Origin of the sequence: Marinobacter sp. F4218, from assembly GCF_019443085.1 — a bacterium.
Classification (GTDB): domain Bacteria; phylum Pseudomonadota; class Gammaproteobacteria; order Pseudomonadales; family Oleiphilaceae; genus Marinobacter; species Marinobacter albus.
This window is the reverse complement of record NZ_JAHZIL010000003.1, coordinates 1,526,921-1,542,301: the sequence shown is the minus strand read 5'-3', so window position 1 is coordinate 1,542,301 and position 15,381 is coordinate 1,526,921. Positions and strand designations below refer to the sequence as shown.

Genomic DNA, 15,381 nt, shown 5'->3' with positions numbered 1-15,381 from the left:
TCCGATGGCCCTCACTTCAACGGGACAGTCTGCTAGAATGTCGGCTTTATTTGTCCCGCCCATTCAGACTGATGGTATGACTTTATGACGGCAGAGTGGATTTCAATCGGCCTCCTGGCCCTTCTTGTGCTCGTATTTGTTCTGGAGATTGCCGGCAACCGCAGTCGTGCGCCGCGTCCGAAACCGGTGCCCCAGCGCAAGCCAGAGGTGGCCGAGGGTCCAGCACCGGCCAAGCCGGCTGAGAGGGAAGTTCCTGAAGCCCAAGAGGTTGCGGCGGAACCGTCGCCTGCGGAAAAAGTTGAGCCCGCACCCGAGCCGGAGCCGCAGCTCAGCGTTGTCGAGCGCATCAAGCAGGGACTGGGCAAGACACGAGCAAGCCTGACCGGCGGCATGTCCGACCTGTTCTCATTGACCAAGAAAATCGATGAGGACCTGCTGGAGGAGATCGAGACCACCCTGCTCATGGCGGACGTGGGCGTAACGGCGACGTCGGAGATCATCGAATCTCTTACCGACAAACTTGAGCGCAATCAGCTCAAGGATGGTGAAGCCCTGCGCAAGGCCCTGAGGGGCGAGTTGCATGGTCTGCTGAAAGATGTCACCAAACCTCTGGAGATCGATACCGGCAAGCGGCCGTACGTGATCCTGATGGTAGGTGTGAATGGTGTCGGCAAAACCACCACCATCGGGAAGCTCACCAAAAAGTTCCAGAACGAAGGCAAGTCGGTCATGCTGGCGGCTGGCGACACTTTCCGTGCCGCGGCCGTCGAGCAGTTGCAGGTCTGGGGTGAGCGCAACGACGTTCCGGTCGTGGCTCAGCACTCGGGCGCGGACAGTGCCTCGGTCATTTTCGATGCCATCCAGTCCGCCAAGTCCCGGGAGGTCGACGTGGTGATCGCCGATACCGCCGGCCGGTTGCAGAACAAGGACAACCTCATGAACGAGCTGGAGAAGGTGGTCCGGGTGATGAAAAAGCTGGATGACACCGCGCCTCACGAGGTGATGTTGGTGCTGGATGCCGGGACCGGGCAGAACGCCCTGAGTCAGGCCCAGGTGTTCCAGCAGGCTGTGGGCGTGAGCGGGATCACTTTGACGAAGCTGGACGGCACCGCCAAAGGCGGTATCGTTTTCGCCATTGCCCGTCAGTTGCAGTTGCCCATCCGGTTCATCGGCGTTGGTGAGCAGGTGGATGATCTGCGCAGCTTCGATGCGGAAACCTTCGTGGATGCACTTTTTGACTAAACACCGGCTTTACCGGAGCAGTAGCCAGCCATGATCGAGTTTCGTCAGGTCACCAAACGATACGACAGTGATCACACGGCCCTGCGCCAGGTCAATTTCGGCCTTGATCGGGGTGAGCTGGCGTTTCTTACTGGCCATTCGGGCGCCGGGAAAAGCACCCTGCTGAAGCTGATCATGGTAATGGAGCGGCCCAGCGCCGGAGAACTGATCGTTGGCGGGCAGCTTCTGAACCGCCTGCCGCGCCGCCAGATTCCCTACATCCGTCGTCATATTGGCGTGGTGTTTCAGAACCACCAGTTACTGTTTGACCGTACCGTCTACGACAACGTCGCAATGCCCCTGGAAGTTATGGGGGCATCGCCCCGTGAGGCCGGTCGCCGGGTGCGGGCAGCGCTCGATAAGGTTGGGTTGCTGAGCAAGGAAAAAATGAACCCCATGCAGCTCTCCGGCGGTGAGCAGCAGCGTGTCGGGATTGCCCGGGCCGTGGTCAACAAACCGCCGGTACTGCTGGCGGACGAGCCCACCGGTAACCTGGACCCGGAACTGTCGGCCGACATCATGAATCTGTTCGGTCAGTTCAGTCAGGTTGGTGTCACCGTATTGATTGCGACCCACGATATTGCCCTGATTAATGAAATGGGTCGCCGTACCCTGACCCTTGATCACGGTCGGTTGGTCGCCGGCGGTACGCCGCTGGTCGGAGGTGCAAGTGGCCACTGACCCACGGCGAAAAGCCGACGCAACAAGGGGTGCCAAGACCTCCCGGGCAGCCTGGCGGCAGCAGGCGGAAAGTTACCTGACCCACCATCGCAAGGTGGCACGCGACAGTGCCGCGCGCCTGTGGCAAACGCCGGTGGCGAGTCTCATGACGTGGACCGTGATGGGTGTGGCGTTGGCTCTACCGGTCGCTCTGTTATTGTTGCTCACCAGTCTTGAGGGTGTCAGTGCGGGGTGGGAAAGCAGTGCCCGCCTGACCGCTTACCTGCAGCTGGAGGTACCCCTGGAAGATGCCCGCGAATTGCGTGAGGAAATCGGGGTCGACGGGCGGGTCGCCGAGGTGGAGCTGGTCAATCGGGAAGATGCGCTGACCGAATTTCGGGCGTCATCGGGGCTGGAGGACGCACTGGATTACCTTGAAGATAACCCGCTGCCCCACACCTTGCTCATCACGCCGGAGGAAAGTGCCCGTTCAGAGGCCGGCGTGGAGGGGCTGGTGCGCTTTGTCCAGGGTATGGAGGGCATTGAGCGCGTGCAGGTGGACCTCGGCTGGCTGCAGCGACTGAACGCCATGACCGATTTGCTGGCCCGAGCGGTCTGGGCGCTTTCTCTGTTGTTGGCTGCGGCCGTGGTGTTGGTAATCGGTAATACGGTCCGATTAGCGATCGAAAATCGGCGCGACGAGATTCTGGTTGCCAAGCTGGTGGGCGGAACGGATGCCTTTGTGCGTCGGCCATTTCTTTACACCGGTGCCTGGTTTGGATTGGGTGGTGGCGTCGTGGCGTGGGTGCTTCTGCAACTGTCGCTCTGGTGGTTGAGTGGGCCGATTGAACGTCTCGCCGGCCTCTATCGCAGTGAGTTCTCCCTGAATGGATTGAGTGTTGATGGTGCCTTGACGTTGATTATTGTTGCGATGCTGCTAGGCTGGCTAGGCGCCTGGGTCGCAGTAAAGCGGCATCTGGACGACATTGAGCCTGGCGAAATTGCCGGAGGATGATCCGGATTGCGGGAAAACCGTATTGAAAGTGCAGGTGGCCCTGGCGTAGTTTCGGGGTCAGAGAAAGCCACGGTGAATTTTTCAGATGGTTGATTTTAAACGTTTTACTGAGGAATTCGGGAACTTTTCAGGTTCTTGGCAGTCTAATTTTAAGTTGCTATATTAAACGGCTGTCAGGTTCGGAGGTTAAAGCATGGGTACGAGTTTACAGTTGATTGACAGACTGGTTCCGGGTGCCAATCTCGAGTCTTATATTCAGGCTGCGGGTCGCATTCCGGTTCTCACGGCGGATCAAGAGCGGGAGCTGGCCGAAAAGCTCCATTACGACGGTGATGTCGATGCCGCGCGTCAACTGGTTCTGTCTCACCTGCGATTCGTGATTCACATCGCCAGAAGCTATTCCGGCTACGGCTTGGCTCAGGCTGATCTTATTCAGGAAGGCAACGTTGGCCTGATGAAGGCGGTGAAGCGCTTCAACCCGGAATACGGGGTCCGGTTGGTATCCTTTGCGGTGCACTGGATCAAGGCAGAGATCCACGAGTTTATTCTGCGTAACTGGCGCATCGTGAAAGTGGCCACCACCAAGGCCCAGCGAAAGCTGTTCTTCAATCTCCGTAGTCAGAAGAAGAAGCTTGCCTGGCTGAATCACGATGAGCTGAAAGCGGTGGCCGCCGATCTTGGCGTTGAGCCGCGTGTTGTCCGTGAAATGGAAGGCCGGCTGGCCTCCCAAGACACCGCCTTTGATGGACCGATGGACGACGACGAGGATAACGCGTACCAGGCACCGGCCTATTACCTTGAAGATCGTCGCAGCGATCCGGCGACCCAGCTTGAAAACGCCGACTGGACCGAGGATTCCAACGGTCGTCTGATGGAGGCGTTGGACGGTCTGGATGATCGCAGTCAGGATATCCTGCGTGAGCGCTGGCTTTCCGACAGCAAGTCCACGCTGCATGAATTGGCAGCCCGTTACGGCGTCTCTGCCGAGCGGATTCGCCAGCTTGAAAAGAACGCGATGAAGAAGATCCGGAACCAGATGGCCGAAGTGGCCTGAGTCCAAGGCTTCCAGCGAGGATCTCTCGAAACGCCACCACCGTTCCGGTTGGTGGCGTTTTTGTTTGTATAATCGATGGCACCACTCTTCAGACCACTGCATGGAATTTACGGGTATGATCTCAGCACGACCGCACATCGCATTTCTCGGGATTGGCCTGATGGGTGCACCCATGACGCGCAACCTGCTGGATGCCGGATTCCCGATGACTCTCTGGAATCGCACTGCCAGCAAATGCGAACCGTTTTCCGGTGAGGCCGAAATTGCCGACTCACCGTCAGAAGCGGTGCGCGATGCGGATGTGGTGGTTACCATGCTGGAGAACAGCGACGTCGTCGATCAGGTGCTGGTAGGACAGGGTACCCTGAACGCGCTCAAGCAGGACTCACTGTTGATTGATATGAGCTCGGTTCAGCCTTCCGTAGCCCGTCGCCATGCCGAGCTGGCTGCAGAACGGGGGGCTGGCTACGTTGATGCGCCGGTGTCCGGAGGCACGGTGGGGGCAGCGGAAGCCCGGTTGAGCATCATGGCCGGCGGTTCCGAGGATGACCTGACCCGCGCAGAGCCGATCTTCTCAACACTGGGAACCTGCACCAGAATCGGGCCGGTTGGGGCTGGCCAGTTGGCCAAATTGGCCAACCAGGCCATCGTGGGTATCACCATCGGTGCTGTGTCCGAAGCGCTGCTGCTGGCCGCCAAGGGCGGCGCTGATCCGGCGGCCGTCCGGGAGGCGCTGATGGGAGGCTTTGCCGGCAGCCGGATTCTGGAATTGCACGGGCAGAGAATGCTGGATCGGAACTTCTCACCGGGCGCGCCTGCGCGCATTCAGCTCAAGGACATGCGCATGATTCTGGACGAAGCCCGTACAGAGGGGCTCACCCTGCCGCTGTCCCAGCAGGTCCACAACGAATATCTGTCACTGGTCGCCAACGGCCACAGTGATGTCGATCACAGTGGTTTGCTGCTGGAACTGGAACACCTGAACGGTTCGCTTCTGGGTTCCCTTGGCCGCAGCCTGAAGGAGTAAGACATGCCACGTTTTGCCGCCAACCTGTCGATGCTGTTTACCGAGGTGGATTTTACCGAGCGATTTGCCCGTGCCCGCGCGGCCGGCTTTGCTGGTGTCGAATACCTGTTCCCTTATGCTTATCCCAAGGATCTGCTGGCCCGGGCCCTGAGTGACAATAACCTGACCCAGGTGTTGTTTAACCTGCCGCCGGGGAATTGGGATGCCGGTGAGCGGGGCATCGCCTGCTTGCCGGATCGGTTGGAGGAATTCCGGGCTGGTGTGGATCAGGGCATCGAGTACGCCAGGGCTCTGGGCTGCCGGCGACTGAACTGTCTGGCTGGACTGCGGCCCGATTCGGTGTCGGAGGATGTGGCCTGGCAGACATTGGTCGATAACGTGGCTTATGCTGCGGAAAAGCTTGCTGCTGAAGATATCACGTTGTGCCTGGAGGCAATCAACTCTCGGGTTGATATGCCCGGTTTTATCCTGGATACCTCAGGCAAGGTGCTCGCCTTGATCGAGGAAGTCGATGCCGATAACGTTCGCTTGCAGTACGACCTATACCACATGCAGATCATGGAAGGAGATCTGATCCGATCCATGGAATGCCTGTTACCATGGGTCGGTCACATTCAGTTTGCCGATAATCCCGGTCGACATGAGCCGGGGACAGGAGAGATTAACTTTTCGAATGTTTTCGAAGCGATCGACAGTATGGGTTATGAAGGCTGGGTAAGCGCGGAATACCGGCCCTCGGGAGAGACCGGTAGCAGTCTTGGGTGGTTTTCGAGCGGTGCTCGACCGTCGCCATAGGCGACACCCTCTTACAAGATCGTAACTGGCCCGTCCCCTGACTTCTTCGTACCCTTGTCGGTAATTAATGTAATCCGCTATCGGGAGGAAAACCGGTGAAAGCACTGGTAATCGAAGACGATCAGGATGTAGCAAACTATCTGGTAAAAGGACTGAGAGAGTCAGACTTCGTCGTGGACCATGCCGCGGACGGAAAAGACGGAATGCTCATGGCCGCCAGCGAGGACTACGACATCATGATCGTGGATCGTATGCTCCCGGGGATGGACGGACTGTCCATCATCAAAACGGTTCGGGCCACGGGTAACCAGGTGCCAGTGCTGATCCTCAGTGCGCTGGGTGATGTCGACGACCGGGTAGAGGGCCTGCGTGGCGGTGGCGATGACTATCTCACCAAGCCTTTCTCGTTCACGGAATTGCTGGCCCGGATCGAATCACTGGTTCGCCGTAACCGACAGACGGCCGAAACCGAAACGGTACTGCGCGTGGCGGATCTGGAAATGGACCTGCTGGCGCGTACCGTGAAGCGAGCCGGCCAAAGCATTGATGTCCAGCCCCGAGAGTTTCGCCTGCTTGAATACCTGATGCGCAATGCCGGCCAGGTGGTCACCCGCACGATGCTGCTCGAAAAGGTATGGGACTATCATTTTGATCCCCAGACCAACGTGATTGACGTGCACATCAGCCGCCTGCGGGCGAAGATCGACAAGGAATTCGATACACCCTTACTGCAGACCATCCGGGGTGCAGGGTACATGTTGCGTGAAACTGCTTAGTCAACTAAGAACTTCGTCCTTCCAGCTCGCTCTGCTGTACATGGTGGTTTTTGCCACCTCGGTATTTTTGTTACTGGCCTTTATCTACTGGCGTACTGCGGGCTTCATGACTGCCCAGACTGACGAAACCATCGAAGCGGAAATCGCCGGTCTGGCCGAGCAGTATCGCGGCCGGGGTGTGAACGGCCTGATTACCATCATTCGCGAGCGGGTCTCACGCGACCCCAACGCCAAGTCCATCTATCTCCTCACGACCGACGATTTTCTTAAACTCGCCGGTAACATCGAATCCTGGCCTCAAGGCTCCCGCTCCGACAGCGGCTGGATCAACTTCACGCTGGACGAGGCGGTTGGCTGGAATGGCCCGAAACGCCTGGCCCGTGCCCGGATTTTCGAGGTTCAGGGCGGCTTGCGTCTGTTGGTGGGCCGCGATGTCGACGAGCTGACCAACCTCAAGCGGGTAATTGAAACCGCCATCAACTGGGGGATGGGGATTACCCTGGCACTTGCCCTGCTTGGTGGTTTCCTGATGAGCCGAAGCACCACCCGGCGCATCGAAATAATCAACAACACCTCACGGCGGATCATGAACGGCCATCTGTCGCTACGGATTCCCACCCGAGGAACCGACGACGATTTCGATCAGTTGGCAGAGAACCTGAACCAGATGCTCGATCGCATTGTGTATCTGATGGAAGGTATCCGGCACGTGTCCGACAGTATTGCCCACGATTTGAGAACGCCCCTGACCCGACTCAGAAACCAGCTGGAAAGCACGCTGATGTCAGTGGATAACGACGAGGCCCGCGAGCAGGCCGGTCGTGCCGTGGCAGAGGCGGATCAGTTGCTGGCAACCTTCAATGCCCTGTTGCGCATCGCCCGCCTGGAAACCCGTGGCAACACTGCCGACATGAAGCCCGTTTCCCTCGATGAACTGGTGACCGACGCCTGCGAATTGTATGAAGCGCTGGCCGAAGACAAGGAACAGACGTTCGAGCAGCGACTGAACAAGGACGTATTCATTGAGGGCGACCGGGACCTGCTGTTCCAGATGATCAGTAACCTGATCGACAACGCAATCAAGTACACACCGGAACATGGAAAAATTGGAGTCGCTGTCCGAAGGGACGGGGCAGATGCCATCTTCGAGGTGCGGGACAGTGGGATCGGTATTCCCGACGAAGAAAAAGATCAGGTGTTCCAGCGCTTCTACCGGGTTGGCAAGAGTCGGTCTTTGCCGGGTAATGGGCTGGGACTTAGTCTGGTGAGTGCGGTGGCCGAAATCCACCAGGGGCACATTGTGCTGAGCGACACTTACCCGGGCAGCACCCCGCCCGGGCTGACCGTATCAATTCATATGCCGGCCTTCTCGGGTGTGAGCAAACGCATCAAGGCCACCCAGGCTGAGTTGCCTTCCAGTTCAGGCGAGGAGGGCTCCCACAACCCACCCAAGACCAGCGACGTCTGAATTCACTGGCCGGTACGGAACCGGTTGACCCGTTCGCGCACCGGGGCAATCAGCGCGTCGGCACGTGTTTCCAGAGTATGGGTGATGTGTTCGAATTGGGACCGGCGGCGACCCACTCTGGCCTGGATGCTGTCCCATTCACCTTCCAGATACTTCTGTTCCGCCATCAGATAGGCCGCAATGTTGTGGCGGTTGACCTTGCCGGTAATGCCCATCTGATCAAGGCGATAACCAAGAGTATCGATGCCTTCAAGGGCAAAGTTCAGCAATTTCTGAGTGTTCATTTGCAAGCTCCGTGACTGGAAATCGTGGTGGAATTCTTTGCCTGAAAACTAGCGCCAGGCCCTAGAGTGTGCAACCTAATTTTGTCCAGGCCGGTGCGCCCCTGCCCTGTCCAAAAGGTAATTCGCTGGCCACTCTGCTGTAATCCCGGCTGTGCAGAATGGAAGATGAAGATGTTGAGGCAAGTCTCAACCATAGCTTGCTTCTCCCTCCAGCACAGCGCTAGCCTTAACCCCGTTTTTACGGGGTTTTTTTTGGTTCAGGCCTTGTCCGTTTCATACCAGATCTGATCGACGTACCAGGTTTTCTCGCCTACCGGTGTGCGGACAATTACTTCATCATCCGCTTCTTTTTTAAGGCATGCACGGGCAATCGGAGCATCGATCGAGACATAGTCCTTTCGCTCATAGATTTCATCCGGGCCGACAATTCGGAAAGTCAGGGAGGTCTCATCGTCGACCAGCCTGACCCAGGCGCCAAAAAACACGCGGCCCTCCTGAAGCTCGGAATAATCCACGATTCGAACACTTTCAAGCCGTTTCCTGATGTGCCTGACCCTGCGGTCTATCTCGCGCAGGCGCCGCTTGTTGTACTGGTAGTCGGCATTTTCCGAGCGGTCACCGAGGCTCGCCGCCCAGGTCACTTTCCGGGTCACCTCGGGCCGCTCTTTGCGCCAGAGAAAATCCAGCTCTTCCTGCAGCTTGTCGAAACCTTCGCGGGTGATCAGATTTGTTTTCATAAAGTGAGCGATTTACCAGAGAAGCAAGGGGACATGTTGTTATAGAATCGCAAATCGATGGAGATACTGCCACAAGCGTCTCATCCGTAAGGGGTTAATTGGGATCGGTTTATTGACGAGACGGAAACCGGTGCTAACCTTTCGGGGAATATCGGGGGTGTTTGCCAGGGTGTCATGCAAGAGCCTCCGATACGCCAAATCTGGATCGTGATCAATCTAAACACTCCGGGCTAGCTTATCGGTTGCACACGACGTGCGGCCTTCAGGGTAAGGGTTCGATGAAATGGATAGCCGGGGGTTGCCCTTAGGTGTTTTTGAAATTCCTTGTCGCATCGCTTTTGTGCGCCGTCGTCGGAGCCTCCAGTGCTTCCGTGCGCTCGGAGTACGAGGTCAAAGCAGCCTTCCTCTATAATTTCACACGCTTCATCACTTGGGCAGATCCACTGTCGGATGTGCCTGACCTGAAGATCTGTGTTCTGGGGCAGGACCCCTTTGGTGACGTGCTGCAGCAACTGGATGGCCGTGTCTCGCAGGGGCGGCCTCTGGCATTGGGTTATCCGGAATCGCTTTCCGACAGTGACGACTGTCAGGTCCTGTTTGTCGGCAGTGCCAGATCCAGGGATTTGCCGGCCATCATCGGTTATGCACATGACCGTCAAATGCTAACGATCAGTGAGATTCCCGACTTTGTGGAGGATGGCGGGATCATCGGATACGTGAAGGAAGGCAATGTTATCCGGTTCGAGATTAACCTGAAGGCTGCCCAGAGCGCGGGCCTCCATGTCAATTCCCGATTGCTGGAACTTGCCGTGAGGGTCATCCGATGATGGACCGCTGGCGCTGGCAGTACTGGCCACTTAAAACCAAACTGCTCTTGCTCACGCTGTCGATCAGTACGCTGGGTATCCTGCTCGTTTGTACCAGTCTTGTGGTGGTTGAAAACGAGAACTATCAGGAGCAGCTCGAGTCGGAACTGCACGTCATCGCGGACATTCTGGCGGAGCAGTCCGCGGCTGCGCTTCTGTTCGAGGATGATCAGCAACTCAGCACCATAATTTCGAGCCTGCGCCAGATCGGAACCATCGAACAGGTGTGCGTGTATAACGTTGCGGGGCGAGTGGTGAGCGCATTGGACGAGTCGGATGATGCCAGCTGCCCGGCCCTTTCCGTTCCGCCAGAGGTTGGTTTTGTTGGCGACTATTATCGTCTTCTGGAGCCGGTAATGCTCGACGGTGACATCGTCGGTCAATTCTATCTGATGTCCCGGCTGGAGGTGTTGCGTGAGCATATCAGGGCTTTCATCCTGGTGACTTTCAGCATCGGGATTGTGATCCAGATGATTTTGGCCTGGGTCGCGTTGCGTTTGCAGCGACTGGTATCTGAGCCGATCTTTCAGCTCTCGGATGCCGCCGAGCGGATTGCCCGGGACCACGATTATTCCATCCGGGTGCCGGTCTATGGAAAAGACGAACTCGGACGGCTGGGCAGTGCCTTCAACGAGATGATTGGAACCGTCCAGCAGCAGAACCTGAAGATACTTCAGAGTCGTGACGAACTGGAGCGGACCGTGGCTGATCGCACCTCGGAGCTGAGTCTTGCCAACAGGGAACTGGAAGCCTTCAGTTTTTCGGTCTCCCATGACCTTCGGCAGCCGCTGCGGGCGATTGAGGGTTTCGGTCAGGCCCTCGAAGAGGACTGTGGGGACCAGCTAAACGAGACTGGACGGGATTACCTGTCCAGGATACGAACGGCCACCGTAAGAATGGGGGGGCTGATTGACGGGCTTCTGGTACTCTCCCGGGTCAGCCGTCAGGCGATGGAGATCAAACAGCTCGATCTCAGCGCCATGCTTGAGGAAATTGTGGAAGAGCTGAGGGAAACCACTGACCCCCTCCCGACGTATGTCCGGATACAACCGGGTATTCGGGTAGTGGGCGATGGTAGAATGATCCGCGTTGCTTTTCAGAATCTGCTCGAGAATGCCTGGAAGTACACGTCCAAGAACGGCGAGCGCCGCATAGCTGTGACGGCTTGTGAAGCTTCTGACAGTATTACCGTTGCAATTCGGGACAATGGTGTCGGGTTCGACATGAAATACGTGGACAAGCTGTTTGTCGCGTTTAATCGCTTGCACACCCCCTCGGAGTTCGTAGGGACGGGGCTGGGGCTGGCCACGGTTGACCGGGTTGTGCGGCGACACTTCGGTGAAATTTACGCTGACTCCTCAGTCGACAAGGGCGCCTGCTTCTATGTAAGGTTCCCTTCGTCAATACAAAAGTAAGGCATTGTGTATAGCGATGCCTTTGATATTCCAATGGAAATGGAGCGTGTATGGGTATGGATGACTATTCGATTCTGGTCGTGGAGGACAACCCGGATGATCAGGTTCTCACGATGCGCGCGCTCAGGAATGCGAGTAGATACAACCCCATAATCATGCTCGAAGACGGACAGGAAGCGCTAGATTTCCTTTTCGGAACCGAAACCCGTGAGCGCTCCGAGCAAGTCGAATCGATAGGCGTTGTATTGCTCGACTTCAAACTGCCCAAGGTGAGTGGCCTGGAAGTGCTACGTCGAATTCGGTCCTCGCCCAAGACCGACTGGATTCCGGTGGTCATGGTCACCTCGTCGGATGAGCCCCAGGAACTTCGCGAAGCCTACCGGTTAGGGGCCAACAGCTTCGTAACAAAGCAGATCGACTACAGTAAGTTCAGCGAACAGATGAGTTTGCTGGCTCGATACTGGTTAACCGTTAACAGAGTTCCCGTGATGGGAGTAACCCGATCGTTCCAAAAAGGTGGCGATGGTGAGTGAATTCAATGATCGCCTGCGAGTGTTGCTGGTCGAGGATTCGGAGGATGATGCCTTCCTCCTTCTGCGAACTCTGAAGAAGGGTGGGATTGAGCCGGATTACCAGATGGTGGACACGGAGAGCGCGATGGAGGCTGCGCTCACGACGTCGGAATGGGACCTTGTGATTACAGACCACAGTCTGCCGGGGTTTACGTCATTTCGTGTGCTTGAGCTGGCACGTCAGTTTGCCGCCGACCTGCCGGTGATCATCGTTTCTGGCCTTATCGGTGAAGACGTTGCGGTGAAGGCCATGAAGGCCGGTGCGCAAGATTACATAATGAAGAACAATCTTGCCCGGTTAATACCGGCGATCCATCGCGAAATGCGGGAAGTGACCGTCCGCCTTGCCAAGAAGGAGGCCGAATCGACACTCCAGCATATGGCCTACCATGACAGCCTTACAGATCTGGTTAATCGCCGTGAATTCGAGCGCCAGCTGGACGAGGCTCTCCATGATTCCCGGAAATCTGCCCGCGACTGCGTCCTGCTGTACCTGGACCTTGATCAGTTCAAGATCATCAATGATACCTGTGGCCACAGGGCCGGCGATGAGTTGTTGAAACAGTTAGCGAAACTGCTTGGCCAGAATTTGCGTGCGAACGATACCCTGGCACGCCTGGGGGGGGATGAGTTCGGGGTACTGCTTCGCGGTTGTGACGCCATCGATGCTCGCAAGGTTGCCGAGTCCCTGTGCGAGGAAGTCCGGGAATACCGGTTTGTCTGGGAGGGTAAGCCGTTTGCGGTCTCCTTGAGCGTGGGCATGGTTATCATCGGCAGTCGTTACAAGACGGCAAGCGAATTGCTCAGTCACGCAGATCTGGCCTGCTACGCGGCCAAGGATCGGGGGCGAAACAACGTCCAGGTCTACGAATCCAGCGACAAGGACATGCAGCAGCGCCAGCGGGATATGCAATGGACCAGTCGGCTGCAGGGCGCTTTGCAGACCGACGATTTCTTCCTGTGTCACCAGGAAATGATCTCGTTGCAGGAAGCGAGTAACGATGGATTCCGTACCGAATTCCTTGTCCGCTTGCGACAGGGCAACGAGGTTGTTCCGCCCGGAGCGTTCATTCCGGCCGCTGAGCGCTTTGGCTTGATGCCAAGAATCGATCGACGAGTCATCGAACTGGCGTTCGGCTATCTCGACCGCACCGGCTTGGGTCGCGAACCGACTGGCACCTTCTTCATTAACCTGTCTGGCGGATCGTTAAGCGATGGCGAGCTTTTCAGTTTCATCCGCAACAAGGTCGAGGAGTATTCAATTCTGCCAAATCGCGTGTGTTTTGAGATCACCGAAACGTCAGCGATTGCGAATCTGAACGACACCATCGGCTTCATTGAGCGGGCTCGCCACGACGGATTCCAATTCGCCCTGGACGATTTTGGTTCGGGCATGAGTTCCTTCTCCTACCTCAAAGCCCTACCCATTGATTACCTGAAAGTGGATGGCGGCTTCATTCGCAACATGACCGCGGACCCGATCGACATGGGCATCGTTGATGCCTGCAACCGGATTGGACACGCGGCCGGCTTGAAAACCATTGCCGAGTTTGTCGAGACGGACGAGGTAAAAGAATGCCTGCGCCAGCTCGGGCTCGATTACGCCCAGGGATACGGGATAGCGAAGCCAGTTCCCCTGGATCAGTAAACCGGACAGGCGCTGCTTTCACCGTATGCGCCAGCCACCTGTGATGAGTATCCAATGCTTGAGTGTGGTGATCTAATTCTGCGTTACCTGGAACGTCTGGGTGTTGAGTACGTTTTCGGGGTGCCGGGTGGCAGCATCGAGCCTTTTTACAATGCCCTCGCCCGAAGTGAGCGTCGCGGTGGAATCCGCATTGTAACCGCGCGCCATGAAACCGGCGCCGCCTTCATGGCTGACGGTTACGCCCGGGAATCCGGTCGACTCGGAGTGTGTTGTGCCACGGCGGGTCCGGGCGCAACCAATCTTCTCACCGGTGTGGCCACCGCCTACGCCGATAACACGCCAATGCTGGTCATATCTGCTCAGACCTCGCTGAACCGTTTCGGCCAGGGTGCCCTGCAGGAATCCTCCTGCACCAGCGTCAACACCATTGATATGTTCTCCAGTTGCACCCGCTACAACACGCTGGTGTCGCACCCGGAACAGCTAGTTCCGAAACTGCTTCACGCCATAGGCCATGCCATGGGCCATCAGCCGGGCCCGGTGCATCTATCCATTCCTCTGGACGTCATGCGCCACTGTGTTTCAGATGAAGCGGCTTACACTTCCCTGAATGCCTTTTTGGCGAACGAAGTGCTGCCAGCGCCTGAAACCATGCAAAGCCTGATCGGTCATCTTGAGGGCATACGCCGGGCGACGATCGTCCTGGGGGAGGGTGCCATCTCCGCGATATCTCAGCTGACAAAGCTTGCGGAAATCAAAGGCTGGCAGCTGGTGACGACCCCGCGGGCAAAGGGTGTGATTGACAGTTTTCACCCCCTGTACCGGGGTGTCTTCGGCTTTGCCGGACATCGCAGTGCGTCGGACGCCCTGAAACCTGAAAATGCCGACAGGATCATTGTGGTGGGTGCGGCGCTGGACGAGGTGTCGACGGCAGGTTGGGATCCGGACGGCATCCTGTCGGGACGATTGATCCATATCTCCAGAAATCCCGGCCATCTGACACGAGCCACCATGGCGCGCCTCGCCATTCTTGGCGAACCCCGATTGATTTTTGATCGGCTTCTGGACGCGCTGGGACACGACGCCAGCGCGGCGAGTTCGGCACGCTTAACCACCAGCGATGGGCTGGCAGCGATCATTGACGAGCGATTTCGCGAGGGGTGTTACGCCAGTTCCGGGCCAGTCAAACCGCAGGCACTGATGACGTATTTCAGCCGGGCCTGCCCGGAAACGACCCGCGCCCTGTTTGATAGCGGCAACAGTTTCCTGTGGGGAATACACCACTGGAACGTGCGACGGCCCGAGGCACTGGCTCCGGAAAAGAATCTGTTCCACATCGGCATTGGATTTGCGCCGATGGGGTGGGCCATCGGGGCATCGGTTGGCGTCGCCATGGCCGCGAAGGGTGCTCCGGTGTTGTGCGTCACCGGTGATGGCAGCTACCTGATGTCCGGGCAGGAGCTGACGACCGCGGCACAGGAAAATCAGAACCTCCTGATGGTGGTGCTTAACGATGCCTCATTGGGAATGGTTCGCCATGGCCAGGCCCTCGGCGGCGCAGAACTGATCGCCAATACTCTGCCCCGTGTGAATTATGCAAAGCTAGCTGAAGCATTAGGCGTTAAATCGTATAGAATCAATAGCATGGAAGAGCTCTATGCGCTCGATCTCGGGGCCATTTTTGCGCGTCCTGGCCCTTGCCTGCTCGACGTGCTGATTGATGCCGAGGAGGTGCCGCCCATGGGCGCGAGAATGAAGGTACTCACCGGAACTGAATAAACAG

15 protein-coding genes are annotated in these 15,381 nt (G+C 57.3%); 13 read left to right on the top strand and 2 right to left on the bottom strand.

Annotated elements, in window-relative coordinates:
* The first annotated feature begins 84 nt into the window (after positions 1–84).
* The 8 genes from ftsY (at position 85) to K0B93_RS11050 (ending at position 8,076) form a co-directional block, all read left to right on the top strand.
* Complete coding sequence (gene ftsY / locus K0B93_RS11085) at positions 85–1,242, top strand: signal recognition particle-docking protein FtsY (RefSeq protein WP_219867267.1); 1,158 nt, start codon at positions 85–87, stop codon at positions 1,240–1,242.
* Positions 1,243–1,272: 30 nt separating this feature from the next.
* Entirely contained in the window at positions 1,273–1,962 is a 690-nt protein-coding gene (gene ftsE, locus K0B93_RS11080) for a cell division ATP-binding protein FtsE (RefSeq protein ID WP_219867266.1), read from the top strand.
* On the top strand, positions 1,952–2,956 hold the full coding sequence (gene ftsX / locus K0B93_RS11075; RefSeq protein ID WP_219867265.1) for a permease-like cell division protein FtsX: 1,005 nt from the start codon (positions 1,952–1,954) through the stop codon (positions 2,954–2,956). The genes ftsE and ftsX overlap by 11 nt, the downstream gene beginning before the upstream one ends.
* 193 nt (positions 2,957–3,149) lie before the next feature.
* Positions 3,150–4,010, top strand: a complete 861-nt coding sequence (gene rpoH, locus K0B93_RS11070) for an RNA polymerase sigma factor RpoH (RefSeq protein ID WP_219867264.1) — start codon at positions 3,150–3,152, stop codon at positions 4,008–4,010.
* Positions 4,011–4,125: 115 nt separating this feature from the next.
* Complete coding sequence (locus K0B93_RS11065; protein ID WP_219867263.1) at positions 4,126–5,037, top strand: NAD(P)-dependent oxidoreductase; 912 nt, start codon at positions 4,126–4,128, stop codon at positions 5,035–5,037.
* A gap of 3 nt (positions 5,038–5,040) precedes the next feature.
* Entirely contained in the window at positions 5,041–5,832 is a 792-nt protein-coding gene (hyi, locus tag K0B93_RS11060; RefSeq protein ID WP_219867262.1) for a hydroxypyruvate isomerase, read from the top strand.
* Between the two features lie 95 nt (positions 5,833–5,927).
* Positions 5,928–6,608, top strand: coding sequence for a response regulator transcription factor (locus K0B93_RS11055; RefSeq protein WP_219867261.1), 681 nt, complete (start codon positions 5,928–5,930; stop codon positions 6,606–6,608).
* The gene (locus K0B93_RS11050) at positions 6,595–8,076 is read left to right on the top strand and encodes a HAMP domain-containing sensor histidine kinase (RefSeq protein WP_219867260.1); all 1,482 of its coding nucleotides are present in this window, start codon (positions 6,595–6,597) and stop codon (positions 8,074–8,076) included. The genes K0B93_RS11055 and K0B93_RS11050 overlap by 14 nt, the downstream gene beginning before the upstream one ends.
* A 2-nt stretch (positions 8,077–8,078) precedes the next feature.
* Here K0B93_RS11050 and K0B93_RS11045 read toward each other — a convergent pair whose 3' ends face one another.
* Together K0B93_RS11045 and greB are read right to left on the bottom strand one after the other, a co-directional pair.
* Positions 8,079–8,360, bottom strand: a complete 282-nt coding sequence (locus K0B93_RS11045; RefSeq protein WP_219867259.1) for a hypothetical protein — start codon at positions 8,358–8,360, stop codon at positions 8,079–8,081.
* A gap of 257 nt (positions 8,361–8,617) precedes the next feature.
* A complete protein-coding gene (gene greB / locus K0B93_RS11040) occupies positions 8,618–9,097 on the bottom strand; it encodes a transcription elongation factor GreB (protein WP_219867258.1) in 480 nt (159 codons plus the stop codon).
* 371 nt (positions 9,098–9,468) lie between these two features.
* Here greB and K0B93_RS11035 point away from each other — a divergent pair, with 371 nt between their 5' ends.
* From K0B93_RS11035 to K0B93_RS11015, 5 genes are read left to right on the top strand one after another with little or no spacing between them, the layout of a single operon-like run.
* A complete protein-coding gene (locus K0B93_RS11035) occupies positions 9,469–9,924 on the top strand; it encodes a YfiR family protein (protein ID WP_219867257.1) in 456 nt (151 codons plus the stop codon).
* Positions 9,921–11,378: an ATP-binding protein gene (locus K0B93_RS11030; protein ID WP_219867256.1), complete on the top strand. Its 1,458-nt coding sequence runs from the start codon at positions 9,921–9,923 to the stop codon at positions 11,376–11,378. Before K0B93_RS11035 ends, K0B93_RS11030 begins: the two co-directional genes overlap by 4 nt.
* A gap of 56 nt (positions 11,379–11,434) precedes the next feature.
* Positions 11,435–11,911, top strand: a complete 477-nt coding sequence (locus tag K0B93_RS11025) for a response regulator (protein ID WP_219867255.1) — start codon at positions 11,435–11,437, stop codon at positions 11,909–11,911.
* A complete protein-coding gene (locus tag K0B93_RS11020; RefSeq protein ID WP_285366947.1) occupies positions 11,904–13,598 on the top strand; it encodes a putative bifunctional diguanylate cyclase/phosphodiesterase in 1,695 nt (564 codons plus the stop codon). Before K0B93_RS11025 ends, K0B93_RS11020 begins: the two co-directional genes overlap by 8 nt.
* Before the next feature lie 54 nt (positions 13,599–13,652).
* On the top strand, positions 13,653–15,377 hold the full coding sequence (locus K0B93_RS11015) for a thiamine pyrophosphate-binding protein (protein ID WP_219867254.1): 1,725 nt from the start codon (positions 13,653–13,655) through the stop codon (positions 15,375–15,377).
* Positions 15,378–15,381 lie beyond the last annotated feature (4 nt).